Here is a 16,385-nt window from a genome sequence, read left to right as displayed (position 1 = left end):
AGACGCTTTTTCTTGGCTTCTGGGGAGCCAGTCCCAGGCATGGCCTGGGACCACTGCTGCTGATTGGTGGAGCGCTGCTCAATCAGCGCACATATCGCATCCTGGGCACGTTGCAGGGTATCGCGGCGCAAGAAGGGGAAGCGCTCTTTCAGGAGCTGGACGAACTTGATAGCGTCGATCTGGGCGGCTTCTTCTTGTTTCACAGCTTCAGGAAGCCGCCTACTGCCGTTTCAGACTACGATCAAATGCCCAAACGGCAAAAATGCCGTTCAGAACACTGTCAACATCAAGTTGTCCAGTACTGAAGACTATGACTTACGAAATCCAAGTGATTATCTAGATATTAGATTGGATTGCCTGGACTATGATGAGCAGTGGGGCGAAGCAGTCAGTGACGCCAGTTTTTACGAAATGACACAAACTGGTATTTTTTTAAATACTTTAGGCGGCTTTGCGGTCTGGTATCTATCACCCATGCCGGACGCACCTTCATCTATTAAATTCTGGGACGAGGGAGAAAGAGATGAGCCAGCCTCAATCAAGCTTGAGGCTAGGCTCGTTGAAGCTATTGAATGCAGAATGTCTGGATTTGAACGTAGAATTCAGTTGTACCTTGATCTTGGCGGTTCACTGGTTTATGAGAAAGGAGGAGAGCTGCCCGTGGGACGCGAACTAGATAATGAACTTCTAACGATACCGCATGACCACTTTATGGTAGAGCTGTCTCAATCTCAGAAAGACAAAATTCAGGCCGTTTTTTCTCAGACGGAACTCTGATTTTTTTCTCTTGAGATAATATGGAGGCCACATGACCGCCGCAAAAATTCGGATTGACAATGAAGGGCGCGTGCAAACCGACGCCGCGACGTTGGAAACCCTCAAAAACCGCGAATTTGAACTTCAAGCCGATGGCCAGATCGTCTCGCTGACGCCCCGGCCCCGGCGCTTGCATGAGATTGAGGATGTGGGGGAACGGATGGCGGCGTTTGACCACTTCGTTGCCAGTATCGCCAGAACAACTGGCGTAAGCTGGCCTGCCGATTATGATGTCAGAGACGATATCTACGACTGATGCGCGTTTTATTGGATACGAACATTGCATTGAGACTGGTCAATACCAGCGATTCAGACCATGCCGTGATGACCGCAGCAGTGCGTCAGCTTTATGGCAGTGGGCATGAACTTTTCGTGGTGCCGCAGTGCATCTACGAAATGTGGGCGGTGATGACTCGGCCCGCTGGAGCAGCCAGCGGATTCGGCCTTTCGCCCGCAGATGTGGCGCTGGGAATGAACCGCTTCCTGGCGCATGTTCCTCTGCTCGCCGATTCCCCCGAAATTTTCCCCCGCTGGCTGACCCTGGTGACCCAACATCAGGTTTCAGGCAAGCCCACACATGACGCCCGCCTCGCTGCTGCTTTGCAAGTTCATGGTCTGGATGCAATTCTGACCAGAAACGTCGCTGATTTCAAACGTTTCGGCATTCAAGTGATTAACCCCGCCGATCTTTCCGAAGGAGGCTCCACCCTATGACACTGCTTATCAAGAACGGCGAGATCGTCACGGCAGAACGGCAGTATAGGGCGGACATTCTGGTGGAAGGCGAAACGATTTCGCTGATCGGCGATAATCTAATCGCGCCGGATGACGCGGAAATCATAGATGCAGAGGGGAATTACATCTTCCCCGGCTTTATTGACCCGCATGTGCATATCCACCTGCCGTTCATGGGAACCTTTGCCAAGGACACGCACGCCACGGGCAGCCAGGCCGCGTTGATCGGCGGCACCACCACCTTTATTGAAATGCTGGCTCCCGCCGGAAGCGATGAACTGCGCGACGGCTGGAACACCTGGTCCAGCATGGCCGAGGGCAACAGCGCCTGCGATTACACCTTCCACATCGGCGTGACGCGCTGGGATGCACAAACTGAGCAGACGTTGCGGGAACTGGTGGCAGACGGCATGACCTCCTTCAAGGTCTTTCTGGCGTACAAGGGGGCGTTTGGGATTGAGGACGCCGCTCTTTTCAACACCCTGACGCTGGCAAAGGAATTGGGCGTGGTGGTCACCGCTCACTGCGAGAACGCCGAACTGGTGTCGCAACTCCAAGGCAAATTGCTGGCGGAGGGCAAAACGGGCTCCGAGTGGCACGAACCCAGCCGCCCCGAACAGGTGGAGGCCGACGGCACCGCGCATTTCGCCACCTTTTTAGAGATGACCGGGGCAGAGGGCTATGTAGTTCATCTGTCCAATGCGAAGTCCTTGAAAGCCGCGCTGGACGCCCGCAAACGGGGCGTGAGCATTCACATTGAGTCCGTGATTCCCCATTTTCTGCTGGACAAAACGTATGCCGAACGCCCCGGCGTGGAGGGCGCAAAATACGTGATGAGTCCGCCGTTGCGCGACAAAGCCAATCAGGCAGCGCTGTGGCAGGCACTGAAAGACGGCGATATAGACACCGTTGCCACCGATCACTGCCCGTTTGATGTGGAGCAAAAGCATATGGGGGACGACAATTTCACCCTGATTCCCAACGGTATTCCGGCCATTGAGGACCGTGTGCACCTGCTGTACACCTACGGCGTCAGCCGGGGCAGCCTAAGCCCCAGCCGCTTCGTGGACGCCGCCAGCACTCGCGCGGCGAAAATCTTTGGCCTGTACCCCAAGAAAGGAGCGATTGAGGTGGGTTCGGACGCCGATCTGGTGATTTATGATCCGGCGTACCGGGGCGCGATCAGTGCCGAAACGTCGCACGTCAACAACGATTACAGCGGCTTTGAAGGCTTTGAGATTGACGGGCGGCCCAGCGTGGTCACGGTACGCGGACAGGTGGCGGTGCGGGACGGCCAGTTCGTAGGCGAGGCGGGGCGCGGGCAGTTGCTGCGGCGTTCGCCCAGGCAGCCTCCAGAACCCGGCCAGAATCTAACTTCTGCCGAGGATCGGGGTTGACCGCCACCGCCCCAGCGCCTACGGTGCGCGACATGACCCAGCCCGCTGTTCACCTCAAAGACCTCAATATGGTCTTTCGGGGCGCACAGGGCGATACGGTGGCCTTGCAAGACGCCAATCTGGACATCCAGAAGGGCGAGTTCATCAGCCTGATCGGCCCCAGCGGCTGTGGCAAAACAACACTGCTGCGGCTGATGGCGGACCTGATCACGCCGACGGGCGGCGAGTTGCTGATCGGCGGCAAATCACCCGCCCAGGCCCGGCAGGAACGCGCTTACGGCTACGTGTTTCAGGCCCCCGCGCTGCTGGAATGGCGCACGGTCCTCAACAACGTGCTGCTGCCACTGGATGTGATGAACACGCCCAAAGCCACCCGGCAGGCCCGCGCCCACGAAATGCTGAAACTCGTTGGCCTGGAGGGCTTTGCGGGGCGTTATCCGTGGCAGCTTTCGGGCGGAATGCAGCAGCGCGTCAGCATCGCCCGCGCCCTGGCTTTTGACCCCAATCTGCTGCTGATGGACGAGCCGTTCGGCGCGCTGGACGAGATCACGCGTGAACACCTGAACGGCGAACTGCTGCGGCTGTGGCAGGAAACAGGAAAGACGGTGGTGTTCGTGACCCACGGCATTTCCGAGGCGGTCTTTCTGAGTACGCGCGTCGTGGTGATGACCTCGCGGCCCGGCAAGATTGAGGGCGTGGTGGACATTGATCTGCCCTACCCGCGCAACGTGGAAACCCGCGAGAGTCCGCGCTTTTTTGAGCTGGCGACGCGGGTGCGCGAGTTGCTGCGCCGGGGCCACGGGTTTGACGCGGATGATTAAGGCACGGCGTCCCATCATGGCCGGAAGTATCGGTCCCATGATCATCGTGGCCGTCATCGCGCTGGCACTGTACTGGCCGCTGATGCTGTGGGTCAACGCGGGCGCGGCACAGCGCAGTCTGGACAGCGGCGCGGACCTGGGCTGTGCCACGGCCATCGCCTGCGCCACCCAGCTTCGCAATCCGGTGCTGCCCGCCCCCGCGCAACTGGGGAGCAGCCTGCGGACCATGAGCCTGCCGCCGATGGCCCCCACCAGCGTTCCCTACAACACCCTAGTCACGGCGGGGGAAACCATCGTGGGCCTGCTGATCGCCTCGGTGCTGGGCATTCTGCTGGCGGTGGGCCTGGTGGGCAGCCGGGCCTTTGAGCGCGTGACGTTGCCCTGGCTGATCGCCTCGCAGACCGTTCCAGTGATCGCCCTCGCCCCCATGCTGGCCGTCGTGCTGGGGCAGTACGGCGTGCAGGGCTGGCTGCCCAAGGCGTTAATCGCCGCCTACATCGCCTTTTTTCCAGTGGCGGTGGGTGTGGCGGCAGGGTTACGCAGCCCCGATCCCATGCAGGAAGATCTGCTGATCACTTACCGCGCGTCGGGCTGGCAGACGTTCTGGAAGCTGCGGCTGCCCGCCAGCCTGCCGTTTCTGTTTACCTCGCTGAAGGTGGCGGCCACCGCCGCGCTGATCGGCTCCATCGTGGCGGAGATCAGCACCATCAGTTTTTCGGGGCTGGGCAAGATGCTGGCCGAGAATTCGCGGGCCAGTGACACGCTGGCGCTGTGGGTGATCATGCTGTACGGCGCGGGCCTGGGCATTGCGCTGGTGGCCGTGCTGGGATTGATTGAGAGGCTGGTGACCCCGTGGCGAGCCGGACAGTCGCGCTAAGCGGGGGGAGAACTGGCAGGCTGCCGGGGCTGGGGTGGCTGGCGTTCGTGCTGGGTGCGGGGCTGCTGCTGGCCGCCGTCTGGAATGTCTGGAGCTTCCCGCTGGACGGCGTGCCACCCGCGCGCAAGGCGCTGAGTCTGGGATTGATTGTGCTGGGACTGGGAGCAGGCATTTACGGTCTGGCCGCACTGGCCCGCCGGATGACGGGAGTGGTTCCCGCTCTGCTGGCTGCGGTGCTAGCGCTGATCGCAGTGGAAGGGTTGCTGCGCGCCTACGGCGTTCCCCCCGGCCTGATTCCCACACCCACACGCGTCGTCACCGCCCTGTACAACTCGCGCACCGTGCTGCTGGGCGATGCCCGCGTGACCTTCGTACAGGAGGCGCTGCTTGGGTATATAGCGGGGGTAACGGCGGGCATTCTGGTGGCGCTGGCCGCCGTGCGTTTTCCGTTTCTGGAACGCGGGGCGCTGCCCTACGCCGGGCTGTTCGCCAGCATTCCCATCGTGGCGCTGGCCCCGGTGATCGTCAAGGCGTTCGGGCTGGAGTGGCCCAGCAAGGCGATCATCGTAGGCATCACGGTCTTTTTCCCCGTGGTGGTGAACGTGGTGCGCGGGTTGCAGAGCGCCAATCCGCTGCTGCTGGACCTGATGCAGACCTACGCGGTCACGCCCGCCGCCTCGTTCCGCCTTGTGCGGGTGCCGAGTGCGCTGCCGTTTCTGTTCAATGCCCTGAAAATCGGTTCCACGCTGGCCCTGATCGGCGCGATTGTGGGGGAATTCTTCGGCACCACCGGGCAGGGGCTGGGCTTCCGCATTCAGATTGAGGCCGGACGCTTCAATCTGGACATCGTGTGGGCTGCCATCGTGATCGCCTCGGTGCTGGGTATCGCTTTTTACGGAGTCATCTCGTGGCTGGAAGCGCGGTTCACAGGTTGGCACGCGAGCCGACGACAACCCAGGTAAGCCGCCGAAGACCGTATCGCCCCAACTTTTTTCCATCTACTGCGCCCCGCGCGCCCGGAGGAACACCATGAAGAAAAATGTCCTGACCGCCCTGACCGCCGCCCTCATCGCCTCAGCCCTGGGTTCGGCGGGCGCGGCCAACGTTCCGGTGAAGTTGCAGCTCAAGTGGTTTCCGCAGGCGCAGTTCGCGGGGTTCTTTGTGGCGCAGGCCAAGGGCTTTTACAAGGCCGAGGGGCTGGACGTGACCCTGCTGCCCATCGGGGACCAGTCGCCCATTCAGACCGTGGCGACGGGGGCCGCCGACTTCGGGACCACCTGGATTACCGATCTGCTGACCGCCCGCCAGCAGGGCCTGCCCGTGGTGCATATCGCGCAACTGTTCCAGAAGAGCGGCTATACCCTGGTTTCCCTGAAATCCAGCAACCTGACCGATCCCAAGCAGTTCATGGGCAAGCGCGTCGGCGTGTGGCCCAGCGGCAACGAGTATCCGGCAGTGGCGCTTCTCAAGAAGTACGGCATGACCACCAGCCTGGACAGCACCGTGGCCAATCCCAGCGTGCAGGCCGTCACCTATCCCTTTGACCCCAGCCTCGTTTTCCCCGACAAGGTGGATCTGGTGTCGGCCATGACCTACAACGAGATTGACCAGATCGTGGGTCTGGGCTACTCACTGGACAAGCTCAAGATCTTCAACACCAGCGATTACGGCGTCAACCTGCTGGAAGACCTGATGTTTACCACGCAGAAAACGCTGGACAATAAAAACTTCAAGAACAGCGGCATGAGCGGGCAGGAGGTAGCCGCCAAGCTGGTCCGCGCCACCATCAAGGGCTGGAATTACGCGGTGGCCAACCAGAAAGAAGCGGTGCAGACCGTGCTGGTCAACTGCGGCAACACCTGCAAGGGTTCGGGCACCCGCGCCAGCGCCGCCGGGCACCAGACCTGGCAGATGACCGAGGTGGCCAAGCTGTACCGGGCCGGACAGACCCTCAAGGGCAACGCCGGACTGCTGGATAGGGCCACTTACGACGCCAACGTCAAGCAACTGATGGAACTGGGTATCCTGAAAACCGCCCCCAGCGCCGGAGCCGTGAATTACAAGGTCTGGGAGATGGCGACGGGCAAGAAGGCGAAGTAAGCTCCAGGGCAGGGCCACAGGGACGCGCCTCCAGCCCTGTGGCCCTTTCCGATCCGTGGGCGTAGGCTAGGCGGCATGCCCACGATCTCTCCCAGACACCTGCCACACGCTCTCTGTCAAATCGGCGGGACCGCATGACCTCCTGGCCCGTGCAGGAGGGCGTGTTTGAGCTGGGAGACTGGAACGCCGAGCGCGGCGGCGTGATCCGGGATGCCCAGCTGGCGTGGCAGACCCACGGCACACTGAATGCGGCGCGCGACAATGTGATCGTGTATCCGACGAGCTACACGGCCACGCATGACAGCCAGAACTGGCTGATCGGCCCGGACGGCATTCTGGACCCGACGCAGTGGTTCATCGTCATTCCCGACATGTTCTCCAACGGCCTGTCGTCGGGCGCGGCCAACACGCCCGATTACCCGGCAGTCGTCACGGTACGCGACAACGTGCTGGCGCAGGAGCGGCTGCTGCGCGAGGTCTTTGGAGTCACACATCTGGCCGCCGCCTACGGCTTTTCTATGGGAGCCATGCAGGCGTATCACTGGGCCGCACTGTTCCCAGAGCGGGTGGAACGTGCCTTTGTGGTGTGCGGCAGCGCCAGAACCGCCCCCCATAATAAGGTCTTTCTGTCCGGCCTGTTGCGGACGCTGGAGGCCGCACCGGAATATGTGGGTGGCGGTCAGTTCAGCGCCGTGCCGCACGCCTCGCTGCGGGCCTTCGGGCACATCTACGCGGGCTGGGGCCTGAGCCAGGACTTCTACCGTCAGGAGCTGTTTCGCACCGTTCTGGGCGCGCCCGATCTGGAAACCTACCTGCGAACCGACTGGGAGGCGGGTTTTGGTGTGCGAGACGCCGCCAACCTGTATGCCCAGGCCCTGACGTGGTCTCACGGCGACATCAGTGCCAATGACCTGTATGGCGGCGACCTCGCGGCGGCGCTGGGGGCCATTCAGGCACAGGTGCTGCTGCTGCCCAGTGAAACCGATCTGTATTTCCGGGTGGCCGACAACGCCGCCGAACTGAAATGGCTGAAGAGCGGCGAGTTGCAACCCATTCCCTCCGTTTGGGGCCACCGGGCAGGCAGCCCCGCCGGACTGCCGGAGGAACTGGCCTTTTTGAAAGCGGCGGTGCGAGGCGCGCTGGCTGAATAGCGCGCTGACCGAAGAGTCGCCCTGCCCCAACTTTTTCGCTAAGGTGGGCCATGACCCTCAATCCACAACGGACCCTGGATGAACTCAAGGCCCTACGCGAACTGACCGGCGACGTGGACGGCGCTCAGCGCGTGGCTTTTACCGATACCTGGGTGGCGGCCCGCAAATTCCTGACCGACAAACTCGCGGAGTTGCCCGTGGAGATCCACACCGACGCGGCGGGCAACCTGTGGGCCACGCTGAAGGGCGAGTCTGACAAAGAGTTGCTGATCGGCGGCCACCTTGACAGCGTGCCGAATGGCGGCTGGCTGGACGGCTGCCTGAACGTGCTGGCGGGCCTGGAAGTGCTGCGCCGCCTATCCGGGCAGGGAACGCCTCCCGTGACCGTGCGTCTGGTGGACTGGGCCGATGAGGAAGGCGCACGCTTTGGCCGCAGTCTGTACGGCTCCAGCGCGGCGGGCGGAAATATTGACATTGATGAAATGCGGAAGCTGAAGGACCGCGACGGCATCGGATTGGAGGAGGCGCTGGAGCGTGTGGGCATCACGCTGGCCGACGCCCCCAACGCCCGCGAGGAACTGAAGAACGCCGCCGCCTACCTGGAACTGCACATTGAGCAGGGGCCGGTGCTGGAGGGAATGAAATTGCCGCTGGGCGCAGTCCTGGGCACCTTCGGCGTGGAGCGTCACACCATCACCTTTCACGGGCAGGCCGCGCATTCGGGCAGTACTCCCATGAACGTGCGCCGGGACGCCTTCCGCGCCGCCGGACAGTTCTCGCAGGAAATTTACAGCATCGCTGAACGCCACAGAGGCGTCTGTACGGTGGGGAGTTGCAAGACGCTGCCCGGCATCGTGACCAGCGTGGTGGAAACCTGCGAGATCACGCTGGATCAGCGCAATTTAGAAGCTGGCAGGCTCGCAGCCATGTGGCAGGACGCACAGGACGCAGCGAAGAAATTTGCGGAGGAGGGCGGCTGCACCGTCACATTCGGCGACCTCTGGAACATCGAGCCGATCCTGTTTCACCCGGAGCTGATAGAGGCCGCAGACGCCTCGATTCTGGAGGTCGTGCCGCACAGCCACCGCCTGCCCAGTGGCCCCCTCCACGACGCGGCAGAGGTGGCCCGCGCGGGCGTTCCCACCGTGATGATCTTTGTGCAGAGCCTGCGCGGCATCAGCCACAACAAGATTGAGGACACGGAGGAAGAACACATCCTGCAAAGCGTAGAGGCGCTGGATAGGTTGACAGACCGGGCGATGGCGTGGGTGGGGCAGAGGCAGTAATGGAAGTGATCAGTCTGCATTCACAATTCATCAGAACCTAAATTGAGCAAACCCCTTTGGAAAACAGAGTATAGTGTGGTGATCAGGTCAAGCAGATCTTCGCTGGCCACCCCCCTCTTTAGCCCACACTTTGATCCACAGGAGCGCACCACATGCAGATTGGAATTGACAGTTTTGCCGCCGTCGTCTCGGACCCACACACGGGCGAGACATTGGGAGCAGCGGACCGGCTGAACAACCTGCTGGAAGAGATCGAGACCGCAGACCGCGCCGGGATCGACGTTTTCGGCATCGGGGAACACCACCGCCCTGAATATCTGGATTCCGCACCCGCCCTGATTCTGGCGGCGGCGGCAGCCAGAACGCAGCGCATCCGCCTGACCAGCGCCGTGACGGTCCTGAGCGCCAACGATCCGGTGCGGGTCTTTCAGGAATTTGCCACGCTGGATCTGCTGTCGCGGGGCCGGGCGGAACTGGTGGTGGGCCGGGGGTCGTTTGTGGAGGCCTACCCGCTGTTCGGACTGGAGCTTCAGGACTACGACTCGCTGTTTGCCGAGAAACTGGAGTTGCTGCTCAGGATCAGGGACCAGAGCCACGTCCACTGGTCCGGTCAGCACCGCCCCGCACTGAACGGGCAGGGGATCTACCCCCGGCCCATGCAGGAAAAATTACCCATCTGGCTGGGCGTGGGCGGCACTCCGGCCTCGTTCGTTCGCGCGGGAACGATAGGGCTGCCGCTGATGGTGGCCATCATTGGCGGCGACTTCCGGCAGTTCCGGCCCCTGATCGATCTGTACCGCCGAGCCGGGCAGCAGGCCGGATTCACCCCCGAACAGCTTCAGGTGGGCGTCCACGCTTTCGGCTTCGTGGGAGAGACCCCGCAGGCGGCCAGGGACGCCTTCTGGCCGGGGCATCAGCGGCTGTTCTCGGCCATCGGAAAGGAGCGCGGCTGGCGGCCCCCCACCCGCGAACAGTTCGACGCGACCTGCGGGCCGACGGGGGCTTACCTGATCGGCGACGTGCAGACCGTGGCACAGAAGGCGCTGGACATGGACCGGATGCTGGGCGGCCTGTAACGCCTGACCTTCCAGATGACCAACGTGCTGCTGCCCCACGCCGAGATGCTGCGCGGCATCGAGCGGCTGGGGACGCAGGTGATGCCACTGCTTCGCGGGAAACCGGCACTGGCCGAGTCCTGAGCTGATCAGGCGCAAGGCAGGCCACCCGCAAATTTTTACAAAATCCTGTGATGTTGCGGACAGGCGGATGACCTTATACTCAGATATCTATGCTGCATGCTGTCCCGTGTTCCATATTCAAGTCATCGGTCTCCTAGAAGATGACGGTAGAGATCAGCCTGCCTGCTCAGTTGGGCCAGAAACCGGAACTGGACCTCCAGACCGTGGTGCTGCTGGCCCAGTCGGCAGATGACGTCTTTGAACGCTGCGTGACCCTGGCGCTGCAAAAGACAAGGGCAACCACCGTGGTGCTCGTGCTGCACTGTGCCGAGTTTGATGAGCTGAGGGTGGTGGCCGCCGCAGGACAGCGTGCGGCAGCCGCCACCGGACGCCGCCTGCCCAGAGGCCAGGGCCTGGGCTGGCATGTGATGGCGACCTCGGCCCCGTATCTGGTAGAGGAAGCCTTCAGTCACACGGACGCGCACTTTGTGGCGGGGCGGCCTCGCTCCGGCATGTACCTGGGTGTGCCGCTGCTGGCCCCGGACGGTCAGGTGCTGGGCGTGCTGTCTGCTGATACCACCGACAGTGACGAGGTTCTGGGCACGGCAGACGCGCATCTGTTGCTGCTGCTGGGGCAGGCGGCGGGGGTGGCCTATAGCCGCTGGAAAGCGCTTGAAGACGCGCAGCGCAGCGCCACGCAGTATCAGCAGCTCGCTCGGCTGTCGGCACAGCTCGAAACCCTCGCACAGCCAGACGACATTGCGCGGGAGGCGTTGAAAACGCTGCTGGCCCTGAGCGAATTCGACGTCGGGGCCGTGATGGCGGTGGATGAAGACGGTCTGGTCCATCTGAGCATGATTCAGGGCCAGGAGGCCGTGGCCAACACCATCGCCGCAGACCTGAGTAATGTGCACGAGCCGCGCGGCCTGATTGCCGAGATCATCGCTAGCAACCACAGCGCCGCGATATCGGAATACCACGCCCACCCGGACTCACCGCCGGAACTCAGGCGTGTTCGCTCCATCCTGGCCGCGCCGCTGCGAAGCAGCACCCGCATCGTGGGGATCATCGGTCTCCTGAAGCTGGACACGCCGCACCCAATTCCGGCGGAGCTGGCGGCGCTGCTGGACATGGTGGCGGCGCGGGTGGACCGGGCGCAGGAGCGGATCGCCACCTTCGAGCAGATGCGCCAGATGCGTGAGGCCGCCCTGCGCGCCGTGGGCCGCGTCCTGGAAGGCCGGGACGGCGAAACCTTTGGACACACGGACCGCGTCACGTCCCTGTCCCTGCGCCTGGGCCAGACCCTGGGGCTGGACGACGCGCAATTGCAGCACCTGCGCTGGGGCGCGTACCTGCACGACATCGGCAAGGTGACGCTGGGCGACGACATCCTACGGAAGCCAGGGCCGCTGACCCCGCAGGAGCGTGCGCTGATGCAAAGACATGTGATCATCGGCGACCACATGCTGCGCGAGGAGATCTTCGTGCCGCGCGAGGTGAGGGCCATCGTGCGCTCCCACCACGAACGCTGGGACGGCGCGGGCTACCCGGACGGCCTGGGCGGCGAGACGATTCCCCTGCTGGCGCGTATTTTCAGTGTGGTAGACGTTTACGACGCGCTGATCAGCAAGCGTCCGTACAAGCCCGCCTGGACCCACGCGCAGGCCCTGGACGAGTTGCGGCGAGGGGCCGGAAGTCAGTTCGATCCCCAGGCACTGGCCTGCTTCGAGACGTTGTTTGATGATGACGGAGGCGACCATGACGGATAACGACACGGCAGATCAGTATCTGACGGGGCGGCCACGCAGCCCAGATTCCATAGGCCCAGGCTCCGTCAGTTCAGGCTCCAGCGCACCGGGCCAGACCGGCGCGGACAGCAGCGCGGGAACCTCGGCGCTTCGGGAAGAGCTGCACGCCTTGGAGGTCCAGGCAACCGATTCTGGCAGCACGGCGGCCACAAGATTCCTGGCATACCGCGAAGCGGCGTATATCGCCCTGGATCTCAGGGACCTCAAGGTAGCGATGGAACATGCCCTGAACTGTTTGGTCTGGGCACGTGCCAGCGGGGACGGACGCTCGCAGGTCAAGGCCCACGTCACGCTGGCGCTGGCCATGATGGAATCCTATGACGATGCGGGCGCGCAGCGTGAATTTGGGGTGGCCCTCACGCTGGCAGGGGCGATTGCCGACGACCGTGGCGTGGCGCTGGTGGCGATCAACACCTCGCATTTCGAGCTGGAACGGCGCAACTACCACCAGGCCACCCAGCCGCTGCTGGAACTCCTGCACTCCCCGTCCATGGGGGCGCTGCTGGAACCCGGCGCACAGCAGCTCTGGGAGATCTTCCACATCAATTTCGTGGTCTCCGCCTCGGAAACCCTGCTGGCTGGCACCGCTGGCGTCAGCGCCGCAGCCCATCCGCCCGAGATCGAACGCCAACTGGCCGTTTCTGCCGCGCTGCTGGCCGTCAGACTGGAGGATCGGCACGCCCTGAGCCTGCTAGACACGGCGGCGCTGCTCGACGCCCTGACCCGGCACGCGCTGTGGACTGGTGAACTGACCGTCGCCCGCACGCTGGCCGACGAACACGTCCAGCTCACGAGCAACGCAGACTTTCCGCTGCTATATGGCCGGGCACTGCTGGACCGCAGCCGCGTCTCCGCCCGGATCGGGGATCTGGAAAACGCGATTCTGGACGCCGGGCAGGCCGTCGGCTATTTCCATGAGGCCGCCTCGGAATTGTGGGAGGCCCGCTCCAGGGAACAACTGGCGGCTATCTACGCGCGCGCGGGGCGTTACCGCGAGGCTTACGAGACCCAGCAGGAGGTGACCCACGGGGTGGAGAATCTGTACCGGGATTACCACCAGCAGCGCGCCCTGGTCCGGCAGATCGCTCAGCAAGCACGCGAGGCGGAGGTGCGCGCCGAAGCCCTGGCTGAGGCGGCGCTGCGCGACCCGCTGACCGGCGCACCCAACCGCACGCGGGCCATGCAGGTGCTGGCCGACCTGCATACCCGCGCCGGGCAGAACCGCCCCAGTGCGGTGGCCCTGCTCGACCTCGACCTGTTCAAGCGCGTGAATGACACGTTCGGACATCTGGTCGGGGACGCGGTGCTGACCGGGGTGACCCGCCTGCTCGGCGCCGAATTACGCGAACAGGACCTGCTGGCCCGTCTGGGCGGCGAGGAGTTCATCGTGATCCTGCCGGACGTGACGGCCCAGCAGGCGGAGTCAGTCTGCCTGCGGCTACGCGACTCGCTGCAAAACGCGTCCTGGGAAACGCTGGCTCCTGGCCTGATGACCACAGGCAGTTTCGGAGTGGCCGTGCTGGACGGTGAACAGGACATCACCAGCGTCCTGATGAACGCCGACCGGGCGCTGTACGCCGCAAAAGCCGCTGGCAGAAATGCGGTCAGGGTGGCCGCGAAACAGGCTGGCGTCGCCCGTGACATGCAGCCCTGTCTATAAGCCGAATTCCCTGGTTCGGCCACGTTTTCGACGGTTGGGGGTGCGTCCGTGACAGGCACAGGCGCTGCCAGTAAGCACGACAGACTTGCTGTCCCGGACGTATTTTCCTGTGATCTATCAGGAATTTTATGTGAACTCCGATTAAAACGGGTTCCGGGCGTGAAGTGCGGGAATCGGCACTATCCCGATTTCTGCTGCGAAACAGACGGAATCCGTACTGGTGTACACGTCCTTCACTGGCGCACTTCCACCCCAGGATGAGCGACACTGGAGCCACACCATGACGACTCCTCTCCAACAACAGACGCTCAGTGGGCAGGTTTTGCTGCCCTCCGGCGAATTGACCCCGGTGCGGCTGGAATTTGGCCGCCAGATCAGCGCCATCGTGCCAGATTCCGCAGCTTCCACCCAGCGCCTGATCCTGCCGGGTTTCATCGACACCCATGTCCACGGCGGCGGCGGCGCGGACGCGATGGACGGCCCGCAGGCGGTGCGGACGCTGGCCCGCTTTCACGCCTTGCACGGCACCACCACGCTGCTGCCCACCACCATCACCAATCCGTGGGACAAGGTGCTGGCCGCCCTGCGCGGTATCCGGGAAGTGATGGATGACGGTGGTGTGACGGGCGGCGCAGACATCGTGGGCGCGCATCTGGAAGGGCCATTCATCAGTCCGGGGCGGCTGGGCGCACAGCCACCGAACACGCTGGAGCCGACGCCAGAGCGGATTGCGGAGGTGCTGGCGCTGAATGTGGTGCGGGCCGTGACGATTGCGCCGGAACTGCCGGGGGCGCTGACCGCCTCGTTTGAGATGGCGCGCGCAGGCGTTCGAATCGGCGTGGGCCACACGCGGGCAGATGCAGAAACCGTGACGGCCTTCCTGGATGCCCTGCACGCGGTGGGAGCCACCACCTGCGCCACCCACCTCTTCAACGCGATGGGAGGGATTGAAGGCCGCATCCCCGGCCCCCCCGCCGCGCTGATGGCCGACGCACAAGCTTATCTGGAAGTCATTCTGGACAACATCCACGTTCACCCTGGCAGTTTCCGGCTGGCCTGCGCCGCCTCGCAACGCGTCATGCTGATCACCGACGCCATGCGCGCCGCTGGCCTGGGCGACGGCATCAGCGAACTGGGCGGCCAGCGCGTGATCGTCAAGGACGGACAGGCGCATCTGGAAAATGGCTCTCTGGCCGGAAGCCTGCTGACAATGGACATGGCACTGAGAAACGCAGTCAAAGCCGGAATCTCGCTGGACGGAGCCAGCCGGATGCTGAGCGAAAGACCCGCCCGTTCAGTGGGCCTGAATGACCGGGGAATGCTGGAGCCGGGCTTGCGCGCCGATCTGGTGGTGCTGGACGCCGACTTGAATGTTCTAGAGGTTTATGTGGGGGGCAGCAGAATTACGGACATGCAGAGCGACTGAAAAACCTCTCTCCCAGATACAGGGAGAGAGGCGGGGTGTTGCCAGCCTATTTCTCGGGCCGCTCATCTCCGGCAACCAGCGTCTGCACGGTATAGCTGTAGCCCGACAGTGAATTGGTCAACGTGAGCTTGGCCAGCTGATGAACCGCCAGCCTGCGATCAGTCCGTGAGACGCTCAGGCCCACCAGACCCGCATTCCGCGCGGGACGCAAGCTTACATGCACATTGTCGGGCAGGTCCTGTACCGTCAGGGTCATCTGGCGGAAATCGCCCAGCGCGGCCATCACCTCGGCGGGCAGCGCCAGCCCCTGCCATGCGCTCTCGGTCAGCAGGTGCCCGTATCCCATGGGACTGCCCGTACTGGAATCGGCCACCACCACGGCCTGCGGCATCGGGGCGGCGAGACTTCCGTTCACGGTGTTCAGGGAGGTGAGGGCCAACAAGAGGGTCAGCATTTTTTTCATGGCAGTTCTCCTTGCGGGGTCTGTAGGGGATCGGCAGGCGTTTAAAAGACTTGGCCAACAGGGGCTAGGGCAGTGGAATGAGATCGGCACGCTTGATCCTGCTGGGCATGACATACATGGCCTGGGTGTACTGGCCCCCATCCGCCTCAACCACACAGACCACGCTGCGGTCCTCGGCTGCTGAGTACCAGATGTCGATCTGCTGGTTCCCGGCGAAGTAGCGTCCGGTCTTGACCAGTCCGCGCCCCTCCAACTGCTCGCTCATGGCGTTCTGGCTGACGAAATACGGCACAGTCTCCGCACCCGTGAAGTTGAACGGCTCCAGCATCTGCTCCAATGTGGGTTCCATATTCGCGTCCTGACGGGCAAGATGCCGCGCATCGTTTTGCCTGATGACATCGGCCAGGTCAGGAAGCAGGATGCTGGCCCCACCACTGCCAGCCCCAGCCAGAGCGGCACACACAGATGCAGACAGCAGGACGGTGCGGGCGATGTAAAAGGTTTTCATCTTCTCTTTCCTCCTAGGGTTCAGGCCAGGGCCTGGGGTCACGCCCCGCCACTGACGGCGGGTGTGGGGTGCGGCTAAGGTGAACGGGTTGCTGGCGGGCAGAACGGCAAGGGTGGCAGGGTGGCTGCTGCGGCGTCCCAGCGCTGTCTCTCGCTGTTC

Annotated in this window: 16 protein-coding genes and 1 pseudogene; 14 read left to right on the top strand and 3 right to left on the bottom strand. The window is 63.1% G+C overall.

Features of this window, described 5'->3' with window-relative positions; all coding sequences use genetic code 11:
• Window positions 1-203 (bottom strand): annotated as a pseudogene (locus tag Q319_RS0111810) (IS4 family transposase); the annotation flags it as partial.
• A gap of 88 nt (window positions 204-291) precedes the next feature.
• On the opposite strand from Q319_RS0111810, the gene Q319_RS28120 reads away from it, so the two are divergent.
• The 14 genes from Q319_RS28120 to nagA all read left to right on the top strand — a co-directional run bounded on the left by Q319_RS28120 (window position 292) and on the right by nagA (window position 15,255).
• A complete protein-coding gene (locus Q319_RS28120) occupies window positions 292-777 on the top strand; it encodes a hypothetical protein (RefSeq protein WP_169816509.1) in 486 nt (161 codons plus the stop codon).
• 31 nt (window positions 778-808) lie between these two features.
• Window positions 809-1,072 (top strand): hypothetical protein, encoded by a 264-nt coding sequence (locus Q319_RS0111805; RefSeq protein WP_029482705.1) that lies wholly within the window; start codon window positions 809-811, stop codon window positions 1,070-1,072.
• Window positions 1,072-1,530, top strand: a complete 459-nt coding sequence (locus tag Q319_RS0111800; RefSeq protein ID WP_029482704.1) for a type II toxin-antitoxin system VapC family toxin — start codon at window positions 1,072-1,074, stop codon at window positions 1,528-1,530. Before Q319_RS0111805 ends, Q319_RS0111800 begins: the two co-directional genes overlap by 1 nt.
• A complete protein-coding gene (gene hydA, locus Q319_RS0111795) occupies window positions 1,527-2,948 on the top strand; it encodes a dihydropyrimidinase (protein ID WP_029482703.1) in 1,422 nt (473 codons plus the stop codon). Before Q319_RS0111800 ends, hydA begins: the two co-directional genes overlap by 4 nt.
• Window positions 2,945-3,769, top strand: coding sequence for an ABC transporter ATP-binding protein (locus tag Q319_RS0111790; RefSeq protein WP_245619151.1), 825 nt, complete (start codon window positions 2,945-2,947; stop codon window positions 3,767-3,769). Before hydA ends, Q319_RS0111790 begins: the two co-directional genes overlap by 4 nt.
• The gene (locus tag Q319_RS0111785; protein WP_245619155.1) at window positions 3,762-4,646 is read left to right on the top strand and encodes an ABC transporter permease; all 885 of its coding nucleotides are present in this window, start codon (window positions 3,762-3,764) and stop codon (window positions 4,644-4,646) included. The genes Q319_RS0111790 and Q319_RS0111785 overlap by 8 nt, the downstream gene beginning before the upstream one ends.
• The gene (locus Q319_RS0111780; RefSeq protein WP_051655333.1) at window positions 4,622-5,608 is read left to right on the top strand and encodes an ABC transporter permease; all 987 of its coding nucleotides are present in this window, start codon (window positions 4,622-4,624) and stop codon (window positions 5,606-5,608) included. The genes Q319_RS0111785 and Q319_RS0111780 overlap by 25 nt, the downstream gene beginning before the upstream one ends.
• A gap of 67 nt (window positions 5,609-5,675) precedes the next feature.
• A complete protein-coding gene (locus tag Q319_RS0111775; protein ID WP_029482699.1) occupies window positions 5,676-6,746 on the top strand; it encodes an ABC transporter substrate-binding protein in 1,071 nt (356 codons plus the stop codon).
• A 134-nt stretch (window positions 6,747-6,880) separates the two neighbouring features.
• A complete protein-coding gene (locus tag Q319_RS0111770; protein ID WP_029482698.1) occupies window positions 6,881-7,897 on the top strand; it encodes an alpha/beta fold hydrolase in 1,017 nt (338 codons plus the stop codon).
• Window positions 7,898-7,947: 50 nt separating this feature from the next.
• Window positions 7,948-9,183, top strand: coding sequence for a hydantoinase/carbamoylase family amidase (locus Q319_RS0111765; RefSeq protein WP_029482697.1), 1,236 nt, complete (start codon window positions 7,948-7,950; stop codon window positions 9,181-9,183).
• A 152-nt stretch (window positions 9,184-9,335) separates the two neighbouring features.
• On the top strand, window positions 9,336-10,259 hold the full coding sequence (locus tag Q319_RS24490; protein WP_245619149.1) for an LLM class flavin-dependent oxidoreductase: 924 nt from the start codon (window positions 9,336-9,338) through the stop codon (window positions 10,257-10,259).
• 263 nt (window positions 10,260-10,522) lie between these two features.
• Window positions 10,523-12,130: an HD domain-containing phosphohydrolase gene (locus tag Q319_RS0111755; protein WP_051655332.1), complete on the top strand. Its 1,608-nt coding sequence runs from the start codon at window positions 10,523-10,525 to the stop codon at window positions 12,128-12,130.
• Window positions 12,120-13,829 carry a GGDEF domain-containing protein gene (locus Q319_RS0111750; RefSeq protein ID WP_081846011.1) on the top strand — a complete coding sequence of 570 codons (1,710 nt, stop codon included), beginning with the start codon at window positions 12,120-12,122 and terminating at the stop codon, window positions 13,827-13,829. The genes Q319_RS0111755 and Q319_RS0111750 overlap by 11 nt, the downstream gene beginning before the upstream one ends.
• 280 nt (window positions 13,830-14,109) lie before the next feature.
• The gene (gene nagA, locus Q319_RS0111745) at window positions 14,110-15,255 is read left to right on the top strand and encodes an N-acetylglucosamine-6-phosphate deacetylase (protein ID WP_029482694.1); all 1,146 of its coding nucleotides are present in this window, start codon (window positions 14,110-14,112) and stop codon (window positions 15,253-15,255) included.
• Window positions 15,256-15,301: 46 nt separating this feature from the next.
• Here the strand turns inward: nagA and Q319_RS0111740 are convergent, their stop codons facing one another.
• Together Q319_RS0111740 and Q319_RS0111735 are read right to left on the bottom strand one after the other, a co-directional pair.
• A complete protein-coding gene (locus Q319_RS0111740) occupies window positions 15,302-15,718 on the bottom strand; it encodes a hypothetical protein (protein WP_029482693.1) in 417 nt (138 codons plus the stop codon).
• Window positions 15,719-15,782: 64 nt separating this feature from the next.
• Entirely contained in the window at window positions 15,783-16,226 is a 444-nt protein-coding gene (locus Q319_RS0111735) for a hypothetical protein (protein ID WP_029482692.1), read from the bottom strand.
• Window positions 16,227-16,385 lie beyond the last annotated feature (159 nt).

This window comes from Deinococcus marmoris DSM 12784, assembly GCF_000701405.1.
GTDB classification, from domain to species: domain Bacteria; phylum Deinococcota; class Deinococci; order Deinococcales; family Deinococcaceae; genus Deinococcus; species Deinococcus marmoris.
The sequence above is the reverse complement of the archived record's forward strand: the minus strand, read 5'-3'. Positions and strand labels throughout refer to the sequence as shown.